We start from the raw sequence: 16,827 nt of genomic DNA, 5'->3' as shown, positions 1-16,827 counted from the left end.
TTCAAGGATCGCGCTCGAATGTCGCGCGTGCTGTTGCTGTTCGAGTACGCGACGCTCAACGGCGGTGAACAATCGTTGCTGGCCCTGTTGCAACGGCTGACGTCGCGCGGATTTTCCTTCCACGCTCTCGCCCCCGGCCAGGGTTCGCTGGCTCGTGAGCTAATGGTGCGAAACGTCGAAGTCCTGCCGCTTGAGGCAATCAGCGAAAGGCATCGCTCCTCACAAGAAGCACTTCGCCAGCAGATCAGTGCCGCGATCGAGCGAGTGCGTCCAGCGCTCGTGCATGCCAATAGCCTCTCGATGGGGCGGCTCGCGGGTCCCGTGGCCGCGAGCGCAAGCGTACCGAGCGTCGCACATCTGCGTGACATTATTCGGCTGAGCAATCAGGCCATCGCGGATCTCAATCAGAACACACGCCTGCTGGCCGTTTCGCAGGCCACGCGCGACCATCACATCGCCCAGGGCCTGTGCGTCGAGAAAGTGTCCGTTCTTTACAATGGCATCGATCTAGCAAAGTTTCAACCACGCCCGGCGACCGGCTGGCTGCACTGCGAATTGGGACTTCCGCGCGACGCGATCCTGATCGGTACGGTCGGACAACTCGTGCTGCGCAAGGGGCACGATGTGCTAGCCGCAGCCGCGCAATCTCTTGCGAACCACCTGCCTCACGCTCATTACATCATCGTCGGCGAGCGATACTCGACGAAAGCCGAAGCTCACGAACACGAACGAGAAGTATGCGAACAATCCTCGACGGGCCAGCTCGCCGGCCGAGTCCACTTCCTTGGTTACCGCGCAGACGTGCCGAGCATCCTTCCGGAGCTCACCTTGCTCGCACACCCGGCCCGGCAAGAACCGCTCGGGCGCGTATTGCTCGAAGCGGCGGCCACGGGCATCCCGATCGTGGCAACGGATGTTGGCGGCACAGCGGAGATTCTTCCACCCGGCGCGGCGCTGCTTGTCCCCTCCGACGATCCGGCTGCACTGGCAACTGCAATCCGTCAACTGGTCGACGATCCAATCCTGCGCCAGCGGCTGGCCGCGGCGGCTCTTGAGCGCATTCGCACGACATTCGATGCTTCGACCGCCGCAGATTGGCTTGCCAAGCATTACGCGGCGACAATTTCCTCTCAGTCCGATACACCTCAGGCGTGACACACCCGGCCGCCGGTCGGTAGATTAAGGGTCTTTCCGCCGCCCGATGCCCTGCGATACATCCCGCCCCGTGAGCCCTCGATGAGCCCCACGCATTCGCCACTCGTTGACGCTTACTGCAAACGCACGCCGGCGTCGGCTCAACTGTACAAGCGTGCCAGCCGCGTCTTTCCCAGCGGCGTCACGCATGATGGCCGCATTCTGGAGCCGCATCCCATCTATGTCGAACGGGCTGCCGGATCGCATAAATGGGACGTCGACGGCAACGAGTACGTTGACTACGCCGGCGGACATGGCGCGCTACTGCTAGGGCATAATCATCCCATCGTCACCGACGCCATCGCGCAGCAATTGCCTCGCGGCACGCATTACGGTTCAGGGCATGAGCTCGAAGTGCGCTGGGGCGAACTGGTTCAGCAACTGATGCCGTCGGCCGAAATGGTGCGATTCACCAACTCCGGCACCGAAGCCACGATGCTCGCGTTGCGACTGGCCCGCGCCTTTACAGGCCGTACCAAGGTGCTGCGGTTTGCGGGGCATTTTCACGGTTGGCACGATCACATGGCATTCGGTGTCGGCTCGCACTTCGACGGTACGCCCACGCCGGGTGTTCTGCCGGGCGTGGCTGATAACGTCCTGCTAGCGCCCCCGGGGGATATCAACGCGACCCGCGCCGTACTCGATCAGCATCCCGACATTGCCGCCGCGATCATCGAACCAACCGGTGCGAGCTGGGGTCAGATTCCCGTCGCGCAGTCATTCATCGAATCCTTGGTCGAGTTGACGCGCATGCGCGGCGTGCTGCTGATCTTCGACGAAGTCATCAGCGGCTTTCGCTGCTCCCCAGGGGGCGCTCAAGCTCATTACCGCGTAAAACCTGACCTGACGACGCTGGCCAAGATCTTGGCGGGCGGATTGCCGGGGGGCGCGCTCGTGGGGCGGCGCGACATCATGGAGCAGCTCGATTTTGCCAAATCAGCCGCCGCAGGGCGCGAAAAAATCTCGCATCACGGCACCTACAATGGCAATCCTCTCTCAGCCGCGGCCGGCATCGCGACGCTCGATATCGTTCGCACGACCGACGCCTGCGAACGTGCTAACGATTACGCTGCACGGCTGCGCGAGGCCGCGAATCGCATGCTGCGCGACGAAACAGTGCCGTGGGTGGTTTACGGCTCGTTCTCGGGCTTCCACATCTTTACCGACCCCACCGAGGTGCGCCCCTCGCAGACGGACATTGACGCCGGCAAGCTCGATTACCGACTGTTCAAGACGCCCGCCGCGCGATCGCTGATTATCAAGCTGCGGCTGGGAATGCTGCTTCACGGTGTCGATATCTTCTCCTGGCCTGGCGGGCCGACATCGGCCGTGCATACGGACAGCGATCTGGAGCAAACCGTGGACGCGCTGCGTCAAACAGTGCGTATGCTGCGTACCGAAGGCGAGATCGCATAAATGCTATCGCGTTCCATCCAGACAACAATTTAGGGATGTCCACGTCATGACCGTCTGGGACTCGCTGAAACTCGACGGCCGGCGCGCACTCGTGACCGGTGGTAGCCGCGGGCTGGGGCTCGAAATGGCCCGGGCTTTAGGTGAAGCAGGCGCCGAATTGGTACTCGTCGGCCGCGACAAGGATCAACTTTCCGCCGCGCGCGACGAATTACAAAGCACCTGCGCAGCCCCGATTTCGCTGCTGCCGGCCGATCTCGGCGTTCCGGCCGTGGCCGAAGCGATGTGCCATCAGGCCCTCGAGCAATTCGACTCAATCGACATTCTGATCAACAACGTCGGCGGCCGGCGAATCAACGTCCCCACCGAAGACCTGCCACTGGCGGATTGGCAGCGCATTGTCGACCTGAACCTGACGCAAGCATTTCTCTGCACGCGGATCATTGGCGGCGCCATGCTGCCGCGGCGCCGCGGACGCGTCATCAACGTCGCGTCAATCTCGGCCCTGGTGGCCGGCAAGCAGATGCGCGGCCGAGCCTACGAAACCACCAAGGCCGCCCTTGCCATGTTCACCAAGGCCGTGGCCGCCGATTGGGCGCCGCATGGCGTTACCGTGAACGCCATCGCGCCAGGCACGTTTCTTACTGATGCCAACCGTCGCTGGTTCGCCGACCGCCCCGAGCTGCGACAGGAGATCGAAGGAACGATTCCCATGGGCCGATTGGGCGACCCGCGCGAAATCGGCGGACTGGCACTCTTCCTGGCAAGCGACGCCGCCAGCTACGTCACTGGATCATTAATGGTCGTCGACGGCGGCCGACTACTGTGGTGAATTTCGCAGCGACAGCAGGGTTGTTAATGCGTCAACCGTCGCGAAACCTCGGTCACGTCCGAGAAGTACGTATGGCAGTGCGGGCACAGCGTATAGCACACCCGCACTTCGCGTTTGCACTTCGGGCAGATCTTGGTGTCGCGCGCCGACATGCTCGATTGGATCAAGCTCGAGCCTGAGCTGCCCGCCAGATCATGCGGACGAGGTTCCTCATGGACCGGGCGATCGTCCAAAGCCGGCGGTGGACCAATCAAGTCCGCGATCGCATCTTCGGATAACGGTTCCGGCAACTTGGGAACCAGCACGCGTGCCTGGCACTGAGGGCACAGGCCTGTCTGCCCCGCGTACTTATCTTTGACCTTCAACAGATGCCCATTAGGGCACTTGAACTGAATGGACATCGATCGACCCTCCGGCTGTGCGTTACAGCCAAGAATGTCGTTGCGTGATGCCTCGCTGCAGTAGGTTGCAGCGCTCTATCCCTGCTTTTGGCCACGCGCCAAAAGTTGTCCTGTCATTCAGTGGTAGCGCGTTGCCGCGCGTTCACGCGATCAGTTGCCGACAAGACGGAGAGCGAATGAGAAAAATGAAGAGATGAACCAGCGCCCCCCGTCACGCCTGGAAGCCATGCGTTACGCACAGTCGCAAACCGCACGTCTTCCCCTCCCCTCAATTTAGTGTAGCCAGCACATGACAGAAAATCCATGAAAGTTCAGGCGTGCGGTTCAGAGGTAGGATCCGACTAGCCAAGGCCTACTCCAGAATCACGTCCACCCGCGCCGGTTCGTTCCTCGGTCGGGCGATGATGCAGGACAACGGTCGTCTCGGCTGGCTTTGGTCGAAATGAGCCTGGATTTCCTCGGCGGCACGTTGGTTAGGGAGGACGGCGAATACCGTCGGCCCCCAAGACGATTGTGCGACGCCTGCCACGCCGAGCTTACGCAATTCGTCGACAGCCCACGTCATCTGGGCCGAGCCATAGACGCCTCCCTGCTGGGCCGCGAAGCAGCGCCCGGCGTCCTCGCCGAACCGAAACAGGGCACTGCTGAACGCCGAATAGTCGCCTTCGATCGCGGCCGGGATCATCTCCAGCAGCAATTCCTGGCACATCCGCGCCGTCACTTCGACGGGAACCGGGGGCAAGCGGCCGAAGGCCTGCCGCTCGTTCTCGCCCGACAGCCCCTCGCTCTCGGCCGAGCGGATCAGCAGAAATCGCCAATCCTCGGGGAGCGCGATCCGGTGCAACAGCGGTGAGATCTCTTCTTCCGAGCGTTTGCCCGCCTCGACGATCAGACCGCCGTGCCAGAAGCCGTACAGCCCGACCGCCGATCGTCGACCGCGGCCAACGGCTTGCACCAATTGAATCAGGTCCGGCGTCGGGCAATCAAAGAATCGGGCCATACCGGCTGCCACGGCCAAGGCCAACTGCGTACCGCTTCCTAACCCGGCGTGCGGTGGCGGAACGGACATAATCTGGATCTCGCAATCGGGCGTACGTCCGAACCACGGAGCATCGGCGATCGATTGCGCATGTCTCAGGGCAACCTCGGCCAGCGGACCGCTCGTTTTCAATTGCGTGGACGGCGAAATACGCAGCGCAACCCCCGCCGCATCGATCATCGCCCCGGCGCCGCCGAACTCGCGCACCCCGCGTTGGCCGAAGGAGAGCATGCCAAAATGCAATCGGCAGCCGGTCGTCACCTGAACCACACGGCGGGGCATAGCGCTCACTTACGGTGCCGATCCAACGCGTGGAGTAGTTTGTTGCGCAGCGGACGTCGATTTCGCTGCCGATGCCGCGGAGATACTGCTGCGAATGTACTGCGACAGAAAGTCGAATGCACGTCGCTCTTGGTCGCCCCCCGTTTTTTCGACCATTACCACGAGCCGCGCGAGCTCATTCAACAGATCAACGCCCTCGAGCAGATGCACACGCGTGGCGAGAATTGCCGCCTCGACGACCGCATGCTTGGCGCGGTTGAATCCGAAAAACTCGCGCAGGTGACCGTGGTCGACGACATCGGCCTCCATACGACTACGTGCCTCGCGAATATCGGCGTCGCGGACTTCGAAGGCGAACCATCGACACGAATCGGCCAGAATCCAGCCTTCGACGCGCTCGGCACGCACGAGCGGCGGCATGCGGTCAATCCGATCAATCGCCGCATGCGCGAGCAGCTCGACGTCGTCCGTGACATGGAACACCCCCTGCCGCGTGCGCATCAGGTTCTGGAACGTCGTCGACGTCTGAAAAGGGCGCAGCGTCAGGTGTGTGATTTCGTCATCGACCAGTGGGCCCATCGGCGCAATATTCACCGTGCCGTCAGCGTTCACCGTGGTTACGATGCCTTCAAGAATCATCGAGATTGGATCGCCGAGAGCGAAAACTGAGGAAACATGGCGGGAATGCCCGGCAGGCCAATCTGCCCGGGACCGTTCAGCATACCTGCCAAGGGCCGATCGCTGAAGGATCGATAGCCCATAGCTCTCTCACACCGTGGGCCCTGCGGAATCTTCCGCCCGTGGTCGCCCCGCGCCGCGGTGGCTCTTTTCTTCGACCGTCAAAAAGCCCCATTGCAAGGCCTCGTCCTGCCGATAGTCCTTGCCCAAGGTGAGCGCCGTTCGCGCTTTCGCCAACTCATACCCCAGATAGAACGCGTGTTCCGGGTTGAGCGGCCGGCGTGCCGTGGCCTGCATTTGACCGAGCAGTACGTAGGGATCGACACCACTAATGTGCAAGCCGACGCTAATTACGTGAATTTCTCCACGCGCGACGAATATCCGATAATTCGGATCTTTGATGTCGCGCGCCAGTCGCTCCAGTTCTTCGACCGTCGGTTCGTTCACGCGCGGATCGCGGAGCATCACGAGCCCCGGCTCGACGCGCTTCGGCAGCACCCGATTCGTAACGGCGTGAAATACCAGCCGCCGCGCCAGATCACATTCGCGGACGGCCGATCGCGACCAGTTGATTACTTGCGTTGTCAGAACGCTCTCGATCCCCTGCTCCTGGCAAAACCCAATCAAAATAGTGTTCACGCCCGCCGAATCCACGTCGGTCAGTTCGGTCAGATTGCCGATCCCCATCATCATGGGAATTTGCGGATACCGGGACCGGACGTCGAGATACCGCCCCAGGCCGCGTGCGAAGCCAAATCCGATCGGCTCCAGAATCGGATCGATCCGAAAACGGACGCCGGCTTGCTGCAGTCGGGCTACATTCTCTTCCAGGCCGGACAGGTCTTCCGTAGCGTCCGGCACCACGACCACCTCGCATCCCCAATCGACGGCCCGCTCGATATTCGTGGAATTGACGGACAACACCAGCTCGGCCCCGGCCTGAACGGCCGGCTCGATCTCGTCGACGTTCATGCTGTCGATCGACACACGCAACCCGGCATCGCGCAGCATCCGCACGGCGTCCGCCACCCCGGACCAGGTCTCGCCCGGATTGCAGCCGACGTCGATCACGTCCGCGCCGGCCGCTTTCAAAGCGTTCGCTGCCGCCAGCAATTCGCCCTGTGATAGGCGCGGAGCATGATTGATCTCGGCGATGATCTCGATCGAATAGGCCCCGTAATCGCCGCGATCGCCGATAGGGCTCGAAAACCAATCCGGCAGGTCCCGCAAATCTTTCGGGCCCCGGTCGACAGGCACGCCCGTCGCAGCCTCGACTTCCTGCAAATCTCCCGAGCAGTATCCGGGCAGCACCACGCGCGTCGTCCCTGCCGGCGGCGCCACGCGCTGCGCAACCCAACGTGGTGTCATCAGCGCCGCAACCGAGATGCCCAGCACGCCGACCGAATAGTCGAAATCGACGCGCGGCGCCATCTTGCCCAGCACATGGCGCAGGCTCTCCTCGGCAAGTCGACCGGTAACGAAATGGACGTGCCCTCTACTCATCGAAAAACATTCAATGTCCGCCATTCACGGCCACGATCTGCCCCGTAATAAAACTCGCGGCGGGCGAGGCCAAAAATCTTGCCACCCGCGCCACATCTTCCGGTGTCCCCCACCGTGCCAGTAGTGATTCTCGCACCGCTCGCTCCTGCCAGGCTTGCGGCGCGTTTTCACCCCAGGCTGTTTTGATCCAACCGGGCGCGAGACAGTTCACCCGCGCCTGCGGCGCAAGCGATCGGGCCAGGCTTTTCGAGAAAGCCATGATCGCCCCCTTCGACGCGGCAAATAGCTCGCCGCTGTCGCCCGCCATGCCGCGCTCGGCCTGATCCCAACCGACGTTCAGAATGACGCCATGTCCGGCCGCCTGCATCCGTTGGCCGATCGCGCGCGACAAAAAGATCGTGCCGCAAACATCCACCCGCCACAGAACGTCGAGCTTCTGTTCGAACGACCATCGCGCTGCGTCCCCCGTCAACGTGTCGGCGCCGGCGTTGTTGACCCAAATGTCCACGCCCCCGCGCCACTTCCAGGCGCGCTCGACGAGCTGTCGTCCTTCTTCGGGGTCGGCGATATCGGCCAACTCGACCGCGGACTCGGCGCCCCGCAGTCGAACAGCATGCACCGTCTCCTCGGCGGCGCTTCTTGACTGCCGCGCATGCACCAGCACCGCGGCGCCCCCCGCGGCCAGTTCCAGGGCAATCGCCCGGCCAATACCGCTGGAGGATCCGGTCACGACGGCCGTAAGGCCTGTAAGATCGCCCGTCGCCGGTTGTTTTTCACTTTCGATGGGCATCGAGAATTCTCATTGCCAGCTTATACTTGCTTTGTAATCCCAACGTGGGCTGCGGACAAAGGCCGCCCGGTCTCGACCGAGACTCGTGCCGCACAACATCCGCTTCCCGCCCGTTCACTTTCGACCCTTGCTGGCCGGCCCCCCGAATTCCCCTCTGTTTGCCGGCAAAGTCCGTAATTCGCCCTGACACCGTCCGGTGTCGCCCCAGCGCCTCGCCCGTCCAACGAAGTTCGCGGAGAACCGATCTGACGACATGGATAATCAAATCCGCGCGGACTTGATCCGCGATCGCCTGGCGACCACAGCCTTCGCCTTCCGCGGCTACAACAATACTAACCTGGGGCGGACCGCTGAACTGCTCGAACATCGGGTCTACGGCCCCGTCCTCGAGCGCTATTTGCGCGAAGATTCCGAAGCCTGCTCAACCGCGACCGGACGGAAGTTCGATCTGGTCGCCCGGGTTCGCTCCCGCCAGGAGAGCTCGCTGGAGACTTTTGCCGAAGATATCCCGCTGATCGTCGCCGTCGAACGGGCCCACATCGCACTGCTTAAGGAATTCTTCGATATCGACTACCGGCGATCCCGCCTGGCGTTCGGTTACAGCATCGGCGAGATCGCGGCCCTGGTTTGCAGCGGCGTTTACACCATGCCGGACCTGCTTCGCCCTCTGCTTTACCTTTCGGACGACTGCGTCGAGCTGGCCAAAACCGTGACGATGGGGGTCGTCTTCTCGCGCGGTCCCGCGCTCGACCTGGATGCGATCCTCAGGCTTTGCACCCGCATCACGGCCGAGTCCCATGGCGTGATCGACATGTCGAGCCACCTGGCGCCGAATACCGTGCTATTGCTTGGCCAGAACGAAACGATCAACCGCTTCAAAGAGCTCATGCCCGAGGCGCTGGGCAAACAGATCCACCTGCGTAAGAACTCTTACAAGTGGCCTCCGTTGCATACATCGATCCTGTGGAGTCGCAATCTTTCGAATCGTGCCGCCGCGATCATGCAAACGGTGACAGGGGGCTTCGTCGCGCCCGTGCCGCCGATTCTTTCGATGGTCAACGGCAAAGTTGCCTACAACGACTACAACAGCCGCAGCCTGATGAATCGCTGGGTCGACCATCCGCAACGGATGTGGGATTGCATCAACGAGTTGCTGACGATGGGCATCGACCTGATCTTGCACGTCGGTCCCGAGCCGAACCTGATTCCCGCAACGTTTCAACGGATAAGCGAAAACGTCAACGCCCAGGTCAATCGTTGGGCACTGAAGAGTAGCCTGGGCCGCCGGGCCGTGATGGGGATCGTGCGCCGGCCGTGGCTCGCGAAGGTCATCACCTCGAAAGCCGCGATTCTGCGCACCCCCTTCGTCGCCCACGTCGTCGTCGAGGATTGGTTGCTCGCGCAAGAAGTGAAATAGTGGTCCGCCGCCGCAGCGCGCGAACCTGGCAAAGGAGCTACTTCGCCGACGCACCTTCGAGAGATGCATCCTCGGGCGGGATATCATCGCCCCCGGTGCTGTCGGCCAGCGGCAATTCATAGCAGACCGCTTCCTCGTGGTTACGCACCAGTAGCTTGCGCCCCGAAATCGCCGGATTGTTCCAGGTCTTGGCCGTCAGGGCCGTGATACGTCCCAGCTCGACGAACGATTTCGGATTCGTTTCGACAAGCGCTAGCTCGCCTGCCTCACCCACGACCAGGAGCAACTCGCCCACCAGCAGCAACTGCCCGTGCTGATAGCGCCCGCCCCGCCAGCGGCGCTTGCCGGTCTCGGCCTCGATGCAACAAAGCACGCCGTCGTCAAGCGCATAGACGTAGCCGTCACGAAGCACCATGTTGGCAAACTTCGACTTCAGATTTCGCAGATTGCGGTCCGCCCACAACTGCTCGACGGTGAAGTTGCCGTCGCTACCGGGAACGATTCGTAATAGCGCACTTCCCAGCCCATAGCCGGCCGAAACCAGCACCGTATCGTCGCCGATGACCAGCGGCTCGGCACATTTCGGATTGGGCATCGGCCAGTCGTATTGCCACAGAATATGACCGTCGGCCGGATCGTGCCCCTCGACGTTCATCCGATTCACGATCACGATCTGCCGCCGCCCGGCCAACGTTGCTAATAGAGGCGAACTGTAGCTCGAGGGTGCATCACCGGCGTGCCAAAGCTCCTGACCGGTCTCCTTGTCGTACGCCACGAGCGAATGTCCGTCAGGACCGCCGGCCGATACGACCACGGCATTGTCCACGACCAGCGGCGAACAGCTCTTGCCCCACTCGGGCTTGCGGTCCGGCGTATCCGCGCCATTCTCAGCGGCCACGTCATGCGACCAAAGGCATTTTCCGGTTGCTCCGTCCAGGCAGTTCAAAAGCCCCAGCGCCCCCAGCGTGTAAACCCGACCATCGACCACGGTGGGAGTCGAACGCGGCCCCACGCCGGCCAGCACTTCTTCGAAGCGCACTTTGTCCGCGTGGTACCACACGGGCTTGCCGGTCGACAGTTCGTAACAGACGACTAGCTCATTCTCGCCGCGCTGCTCTTGCGTGACGGCATAATTCCCCACGATCGCGAACGAACTCCACGCCGCGCCAATCGGACGTCGCCAAATTTCGCGAGGAGGAGTACCTGACCAGTCACGGGCGAGCGCAGGGCCCGCGACCATGCCACGGCGGTCCTGGCCAAGAAACTCTGGCGAATCCTCGGCCGTGGTGGTCGACAAATCCGCCTTGCCGCCGACCAGGTCCGCAAATTCCGCGGCCAGCGCCACGTCGTGTTTGGGGGTCCAGCGCCACGCCAGCTTCGGCACGACGTCCCCTGACGTTTCGTCGATGCGCACCAACTGGAAGAAAACGCCCACGGCCGCGCCGAATCCGACGATCGTTCCCATCCGGGACAGCCATGACCAGGGCGCGGTAACGACCAGCCAACCGAAGATCAGTAGCGCGGTTCCGGCAATCGTCGACGCGGTAATGAGAAACGCGACCTGATGGTCTTTGTTCTCGCGAAGCTGTGCCCAGGCACAGACCCCCACGGCCGCCACGATCGCAGCGAACACCAGACCGAATCGCAACGCGGCGTTCGGGCTGACGGCTCCTTGAAGCCAGCGTCGAGCGGAATCGGTCATCGGCACAGTTCCTATTCCGTACGGCTGGTGACTTCCAATAGATGCCAGCCGAACTGCGTTCGCACTGGCCCCTGCACTTCGCCGACCGGAGCGCTGAATACGACCTTGTCAAACTCCGGCACCATGCGGCCCGGCGAGAATTCGCCGAGCGCGCCGCCATCTTTGCCAGACGGACACTGCGAGTGCTTCTTCGCCAGGTCGGCGAAATCGGCGCCCCCCTCGATCTGCGATTTCAGGTTCTCGCACGATTCCTTCGTAGCGACGAGTATATGACGCGCTGATGCTTTCTTAGCCATGACGGCCTCCAGAACTAATACAGAGAAGTCGTCTCTTTTGCCGACGAGCGTCCCGTTCGATGGCAATCCCCGCGAATCGCCCAGCCTATCGGACAGGTGCGGGGGAATTATAGCAGGAACGTATTCAATTACGTAACGCCGGACTGGCGACTTCGCTTTGCGTATCACCTAAAATGGGGACGCTGCCTCTCTCGTTCGAAACGGCCAGAGTCAATCTGTTCACCTCGAAGAAAGGGCAATCCGCCGATGGACACCGCCGAAGATCATCGTGCCGAGCCGCGCCGCGTGGCACGCTTCACCCTGGCGACGATGCTAGTCACGGTGACGGCCATCGCCATCGGATTATTTCTGTTTCTGGAAACTTCCAAGGTCGAAGTGACAGCTTATTTACAAGTCAAACGGTTGCGTTCCGACTCCGGCTGGCCAAAGGTTTTCAGCGACGCGGAAACGGACGAGGAGTACGGAAATTTCAAACGTACTCAGGTCGAGCTGATGCGCAGCAAGTCGAACCTAACCCGCGCTCTGCGCGATCCGGCCATTTACGGCGTCCCCTCTTTACAAGTTCACCGTGACCCTGTCGGCTGGCTGCAAGAGAATCTGAAATTCGACTACCCCAACGATGGCGAACTGCTGCGGGTTCGCCTGCTGACAGGCAGTCCCATGGAAGGGATGAAAGTCGTCGACGCAGTCGTCAATTGTTATTTCAAGGAGGTCGTTGAGCGGGGTGTGCTCGATCGGGCAAAGACTGAGCAAAAGCTGCGCGAGATCAGTGCTCGTGCCGATGAACAGCTGTTACTCGACAAGCACGAGCAGATCAATCTCCGCCGCGCGCTCGGCGAACGTGCCGCGACGAGTCCAGAATTGGAAGTGCGCGAGCGGCGCATTGCGATACAACAAGAAGCGGCCAACGAGATCGATCGCCAGCTTCAGCGCCTGTTGATCATCAAGCAAATGCCCTCGCGCGTGCAAAAACTCGACGATGCCACGGCCACGCCCTGATGCCTATCGGCAGATCGGCACGTAACGCCCACCAAGCGCGGAGTACCTGGTTCAGGCGCCAACGACGTCCGCAGCCGGCGCAATCGCGCGCGACCGCTTTACGAACGGCGCCGTCCTACGGCCGGGGCTGGCCCGGATTCTCTTGCGTCCCACCCGGCGGCGGCGAATCGACGTTCTCGCTGGGGGGCGGAGGCGTGTAATCCTTGTCCGATTTGCCGCAGCCCGAGCAAGCCAGCGAGGCGAGCAGTACCGCGACCGAGAAGAGCTTGGCTTTCAACGTTGACTTCCTTGTGTGAGTTAGAAACCTTCCCAATGACATCGAAAGCGAACGCCCCGCCGGCGCGGAAATTCGTTCGGCGCCGGCGGGTGTCGACCAATGATTCTACGTTTACTTCTTCGGCGGCGAGGCAACACCGATCACACCCACGGCCACGCGCCCTCCGGCGTCACCAACAGGCTGCGTGAACTTGTCGGGATTGGCGTGTACGACCAGTCCGCGGCCGAGAATGCTGTGGGGGCCGTCGAGTTCGAGCATGCTGTCCTTGATGTCGATCGTGGCTGTTCCGTCTTCGCCAGCGGTGATATTGCCCAGGTCGCCGACGTGCCGTTCCTTGTCTTCGGGCTTGCCGTGTGGCTTGTTTTCGGGATTGAAATGGCCGCCGGCCGATAGGCCATCGCTCATGCCGGTCACGTCACCGAACTGATGCACGTGAAATCCGTGCTGGCCGGGCTTTAGGCCGGTAACCTTGCCCGAGACATGAACCGCTTTGCCATCGCGCGAGAAATAGACCACGCCCGTAACACCGCTATCTCCGGTGGGCAGCAAAACCGCCACGGCGCGGTCGACGCCCCCTGCTTCGCCATGTCCGGCTGGCGCCTTGGCCTGTTCGGCGGTCACGACCCCGGCAAGCAAAACGACTGAGACAATCAACGCAATCATGGCACGCATAAGTTGTTTCTCCTCGAATGGAAATCTCGCTGGCTTGGAAGCGCGGCGTGGCGCTCAGCGTGCAAAATTAGGGGCTAATCGTCGTGACCGCAAGTGTCGCTCGGCGTTTTGACCTTCCTGGCGTCGCAAAAAGGGTCCCCTTCGCCGGCGCGAATGTCCTTTTGGAACCCGCGATCGGGCGGTAAGATAGCCGTTTCCACCCCGCGCCCCGTATTGCCCGCGCCCCGTATTGATTGAGTGCCTCCTCGTGGGGAGCATTCACAGTGGCCGCGAAAAATGCCCACCGCGAATTACCGCTCCCACCCGCTTTGCAGGGAAATAAAGGAAACCTATTAATGCGAATACTTACCGTCATGATTCTTGCCATCGGCATGACCTCGCCCCTGTTGGCGCAAGGGCCCAAGCGGACCCCGGTCGCGAAGCCGCCGGGCGAAGCCCTGCCGAAAGCCAATGCCGCCGATGCCAGCTATTCGATCGGCTATCGCATCGGCTCCAACTTCAAGCGAAAGAGCCTCCCTATCGATGGCGCCGCTTTAATTAAGGGATTGCAAGAAGGCATGGCCGGCACCAAGCCGACGTTGAACGACGAAGAGATGGACAATGTGCTCAAGGCCTTCGAGCAAGAAGTCTCGGCGCGCATTCCCGAACAGAACAAGAAAGACGGCGAAGCCTTCTTGGCTGCCAATGCCAAGGCCGAAGGCGTGAAGACGACCAAGTCCGGCTTGCAATACAAGGTTCTCAAGGAAGGGACCGGCAAGTCTCCGGCGAAAGCCGACACCGTCACGGCCCACTACAAGGGAACCCTGATCGACGGTACCCCGTTCGACAGTTCGTACGAACGAGGCGAACCCTTGAAGATTCCCGTCGGCGGCGTGATCCCTGGCTGGACCGAGGCGTTGCAACTGATGAAGGTCGGCTCGAAGTGGATCCTCTACGTCCCCTCGGACTTGGCTTATGGTCCCAACGGCAGCCCGCCGGTCATCGGCCCGAACGCGACATTGATCTTCGAGGTGGAGCTACTCGGCATCGGCGGCTAGTCCCTTGACATCGAGGGCTAACCCGTCGGCTGGTCGCGTTGCACCGGTTCAGGTAAATCGAAATCCGCGTCAGGGAGAATTCACGTGATCCATGTGATCGCCACGATCACCGTGGCTGCGGGCAAGAGGGCCGAGTTCCTAAAGGAATTTCATGCCCTGGTGCCTTTGGTACATGCCGAAAATGGCTGCGTCGATTATGGTCCGACCGTCGACGTTGCCAGCGGCATTCCGGTGCAAGGAGCGTTGCGCGACGACGTTGTCACGGTCGTCGAACGGTGGAAGGACCTCGATGCCTTGCGCGCCCACCTGGTCGCGCCGCACATGAAGACCTATCGCGACAAGGTGAAGGACATGGTCCTGGGCACGCAACTGCAGGTTCTGTCCCCGGCATAGCGCCCAACCATTCGCGACTTGCTGCGCGGCCGCAGGCCTGCGCAGTATAATGCCAGCGAACCGCGTTTCGATGCCCCGGGCCAGACGATGATGCGTGAGCTCATACCTCAGCTTCTAGAAAGCCTGTCAGCCGGGCGCGCTGTTGCTCATTGCCGGCTGGTGGAAACGCGCGGCTCGACACCGCAAAAGGCCGGCGCCGCGATGCTCGTGTTCGCGGACGGATCGCAGGCTGGCACCCTGGGGGGCGGTTGCGTCGAGGCCGAGGTGAAGCGCCGGGCATTGGCCGTCTTGGAGCAAGGCGAACCCGAATTGTGTTCGTTTCAGCTCGATAACGACTACGGCTGGGACGATGGACTGATTTGCGGCGGCCGGATGCTGATTCTGGTCGAGCCGCTCCGTTCGCTTTCCGAGGCGGCCTACTTCGCACGCCTGCAAGAACAGCTCGAACGGGGCAGCGGCTGCGTCGAGGCGATCGTCTTCGACGCCGAGAAATCTGGGCTGCCGGCCCCTACTTGTTATCTGGCAAGCGATGCCGGCCAATTGCTCTCCAGCCGTCACACAGGCGATACAGCCCCGTTGCCCGGCGTCGTGCGCGACGTGATCGCCGAAAGTGCTGCTCGCCACCGGCCGCAAGCGATCTCAGGCGTTGCTTATTTAACGCACCGCGCCCGCTGCCGGTTATTGATCGTGGGGGGTGGACATGTCGGTCAGGCCGTGGCGAATATCGCCGCGGACCTCGATTTCGATGTCTGGGTGCTGGATGATCGCGCGGAATACGTGGCGCGCGGCCGTTTTCCGCGCGCTGACCGCCTCATTCTCGGCAATATCGGCGAGTCGTTATCACAGCTCGAAATCACGCCAGATACTTTTGCCCTGATCGTGACGCGTGGCCACAATCACGACGAAGAGGCGTTATATCATCTGGTCGATCGCGGCGCACGGTACGTCGGCATGATCGGCAGCCGGCGCAAGATTCGCCTCATTTTCGACGACCTCGTTGCACAAGGGGTCTCGCCCGAAGCGCTGGCCAAGGTGTTCGCGCCGGTTGGAATCGAAATCGGATCGCAAACCGTGGCCGAGATTGCGGTGAGCATCCTGGCAGAGTTGGTCGCGCACAGAAATTGTGGCGGCCAGGTGCCCGGTCGTCCAGCGTCACTTCAGGCGTGTGATTCGTGAGCCGATCCATTTCGCCAGCCGAAGTGGTACCGAGATTCTTTGGAATCGTTCCCGCAGCAGGCCGCAGCCGGCGGATGGGAAAACCCAAGCTGCTACTCGACTGGAAGGGGCGTCCCCTCGTCGAGCATATTCTCGAACAATGGCGCGGCAGCCGCGTAGCGCTCGTCGTCGTGGTCATACATCCGGACGACCATGCACTTGCCGAGCATTGCCGACGCGCGGGAGCCGAAGTCGTCGCTCCGGACAATCCTCCGCCCGATATGAAATCGAGCGTTGGTCACGCCTTGGATTGGATTCGCGCGAATGCCTCGCCGCGCGCCGTCGATGCCTGGATGGTCGCGCCGGCCGACATGCCCCGTTTGAGCGCGGCGCTCATCGATCGCGTCATCACGACATATCGTCCGGATCTGCCGCAAATCATCCTGCCGGCAAGCGGTGGACGGACGGGGCACCCGGTGCTGTTTCCGTGGCCGCATGCCGCCGAGGTATCGCAGCTTGGGTCCGACGAAGGGCTGAACGCCCTGGTTGCACGAAGCGCGGTGAAAGAGATTTCCTGGGAGGATCCGACGGCTTTCGTGGACATCGATCATCCCGAGGATTATGAAAAGTTGATCGAAGAGGAAACCGACTAAACGAAACGTTTGCACACTACGCATTTACTGCCTATAGAACGCTTTTCTCGCGATTGCGTGTCCCTTAAACTCGAATGTAAGGTCATATTCGAAG

Annotated in this window: 18 protein-coding genes; 9 read left to right on the top strand and 9 right to left on the bottom strand. The window is 61.7% G+C overall.

All coding sequences use genetic code 11. The features are described 5' to 3' along the window. Positions 1-18 precede the first annotated feature (18 nt). From VGN12_13365 to VGN12_13355, 3 genes are all read left to right on the top strand, one after another. Positions 19-1,155 (top strand): glycosyltransferase family 4 protein, encoded by a 1,137-nt coding sequence (locus VGN12_13365; protein HEY4310435.1) that lies wholly within the window; start codon positions 19-21, stop codon positions 1,153-1,155. An 81-nt stretch (positions 1,156-1,236) separates the two neighbouring features. Beyond that, positions 1,237-2,610, top strand: coding sequence for an aspartate aminotransferase family protein (locus tag VGN12_13360; GenBank protein HEY4310434.1), 1,374 nt, complete (start codon positions 1,237-1,239; stop codon positions 2,608-2,610). Between the two features lie 46 nt (positions 2,611-2,656). Further along, the gene (locus VGN12_13355) at positions 2,657-3,439 is read left to right on the top strand and encodes an SDR family oxidoreductase (GenBank protein HEY4310433.1); all 783 of its coding nucleotides are present in this window, start codon (positions 2,657-2,659) and stop codon (positions 3,437-3,439) included. A 23-nt stretch (positions 3,440-3,462) separates the two neighbouring features. Here VGN12_13355 and VGN12_13350 read toward each other — a convergent pair whose 3' ends face one another. The 5 genes from VGN12_13350 to VGN12_13330 all read right to left on the bottom strand — a co-directional run bounded on the left by VGN12_13350 (position 3,463) and on the right by VGN12_13330 (position 8,132). Beyond that, entirely contained in the window at positions 3,463-3,840 is a 378-nt protein-coding gene (locus VGN12_13350) for a hypothetical protein (protein ID HEY4310432.1), read from the bottom strand. A 352-nt stretch (positions 3,841-4,192) separates the two neighbouring features. Next, positions 4,193-5,161, bottom strand: coding sequence for a hypothetical protein (locus tag VGN12_13345; GenBank protein HEY4310431.1), 969 nt, complete (start codon positions 5,159-5,161; stop codon positions 4,193-4,195). 9 nt (positions 5,162-5,170) lie between these two features. After that, positions 5,171-5,800, bottom strand: coding sequence for a DUF447 domain-containing protein (locus VGN12_13340; GenBank protein ID HEY4310430.1), 630 nt, complete (start codon positions 5,798-5,800; stop codon positions 5,171-5,173). 129 nt (positions 5,801-5,929) lie between these two features. Then, entirely contained in the window at positions 5,930-7,342 is a 1,413-nt protein-coding gene (locus VGN12_13335) for a DUF6513 domain-containing protein (GenBank protein ID HEY4310429.1), read from the bottom strand. Between the two features lie 10 nt (positions 7,343-7,352). Further along, a complete protein-coding gene (locus tag VGN12_13330) occupies positions 7,353-8,132 on the bottom strand; it encodes an SDR family oxidoreductase (GenBank protein HEY4310428.1) in 780 nt (259 codons plus the stop codon). A 253-nt stretch (positions 8,133-8,385) separates the two neighbouring features. Here VGN12_13330 and VGN12_13325 point away from each other — a divergent pair, with 253 nt between their 5' ends. Continuing rightward, a complete protein-coding gene (locus VGN12_13325) occupies positions 8,386-9,549 on the top strand; it encodes a hypothetical protein (protein HEY4310427.1) in 1,164 nt (387 codons plus the stop codon). 37 nt (positions 9,550-9,586) lie between these two features. Here VGN12_13325 and VGN12_13320 read toward each other — a convergent pair whose 3' ends face one another. Together VGN12_13320 and VGN12_13315 are read right to left on the bottom strand one after the other, a co-directional pair. Next, on the bottom strand, positions 9,587-11,251 hold the full coding sequence (locus VGN12_13320; GenBank protein ID HEY4310426.1) for a PQQ-binding-like beta-propeller repeat protein: 1,665 nt from the start codon (positions 11,249-11,251) through the stop codon (positions 9,587-9,589). A gap of 11 nt (positions 11,252-11,262) precedes the next feature. Next, positions 11,263-11,547, bottom strand: a complete 285-nt coding sequence (locus tag VGN12_13315; GenBank protein ID HEY4310425.1) for a peptidylprolyl isomerase — start codon at positions 11,545-11,547, stop codon at positions 11,263-11,265. A 246-nt stretch (positions 11,548-11,793) separates the two neighbouring features. On the opposite strand from VGN12_13315, the gene VGN12_13310 reads away from it, so the two are divergent. Further along, the gene (locus VGN12_13310) at positions 11,794-12,546 is read left to right on the top strand and encodes a hypothetical protein (GenBank protein HEY4310424.1); all 753 of its coding nucleotides are present in this window, start codon (positions 11,794-11,796) and stop codon (positions 12,544-12,546) included. 115 nt (positions 12,547-12,661) lie between these two features. On the opposite strand, the gene VGN12_13305 is transcribed toward VGN12_13310, so the two are convergent. Beyond that, positions 12,662-12,823, bottom strand: coding sequence for a hypothetical protein (locus VGN12_13305; GenBank protein ID HEY4310423.1), 162 nt, complete (start codon positions 12,821-12,823; stop codon positions 12,662-12,664). Positions 12,824-12,934: 111 nt separating this feature from the next. Continuing rightward, a complete protein-coding gene (locus tag VGN12_13300) occupies positions 12,935-13,495 on the bottom strand; it encodes a superoxide dismutase family protein (GenBank protein HEY4310422.1) in 561 nt (186 codons plus the stop codon). 335 nt (positions 13,496-13,830) lie between these two features. On the opposite strand from VGN12_13300, the gene VGN12_13295 reads away from it, so the two are divergent. The 4 genes from VGN12_13295 (at position 13,831) to VGN12_13280 (ending at position 16,733) form a co-directional block, all read left to right on the top strand. Further along, positions 13,831-14,532, top strand: a complete 702-nt coding sequence (locus VGN12_13295) for an FKBP-type peptidyl-prolyl cis-trans isomerase (protein HEY4310421.1) — start codon at positions 13,831-13,833, stop codon at positions 14,530-14,532. An 84-nt stretch (positions 14,533-14,616) separates the two neighbouring features. Beyond that, positions 14,617-14,925: a putative quinol monooxygenase gene (locus VGN12_13290; GenBank protein ID HEY4310420.1), complete on the top strand. Its 309-nt coding sequence runs from the start codon at positions 14,617-14,619 to the stop codon at positions 14,923-14,925. Between the two features lie 87 nt (positions 14,926-15,012). After that, positions 15,013-16,101, top strand: a complete 1,089-nt coding sequence (locus tag VGN12_13285) for an XdhC family protein (GenBank protein HEY4310419.1) — start codon at positions 15,013-15,015, stop codon at positions 16,099-16,101. After that, a complete protein-coding gene (locus tag VGN12_13280) occupies positions 16,098-16,733 on the top strand; it encodes a nucleotidyltransferase family protein (GenBank protein HEY4310418.1) in 636 nt (211 codons plus the stop codon). Before VGN12_13285 ends, VGN12_13280 begins: the two co-directional genes overlap by 4 nt. The last annotated feature ends 94 nt before the right edge of the window (positions 16,734-16,827 follow it).

The sequence above is a fragment of the Pirellulales bacterium genome (genome assembly GCA_036499395.1).
In the GTDB taxonomy this organism is placed as follows: domain Bacteria; phylum Planctomycetota; class Planctomycetia; order Pirellulales; family JACPPG01; genus JACPPG01.
This window is presented reverse-complemented; position numbering and strand designations above follow the sequence as displayed.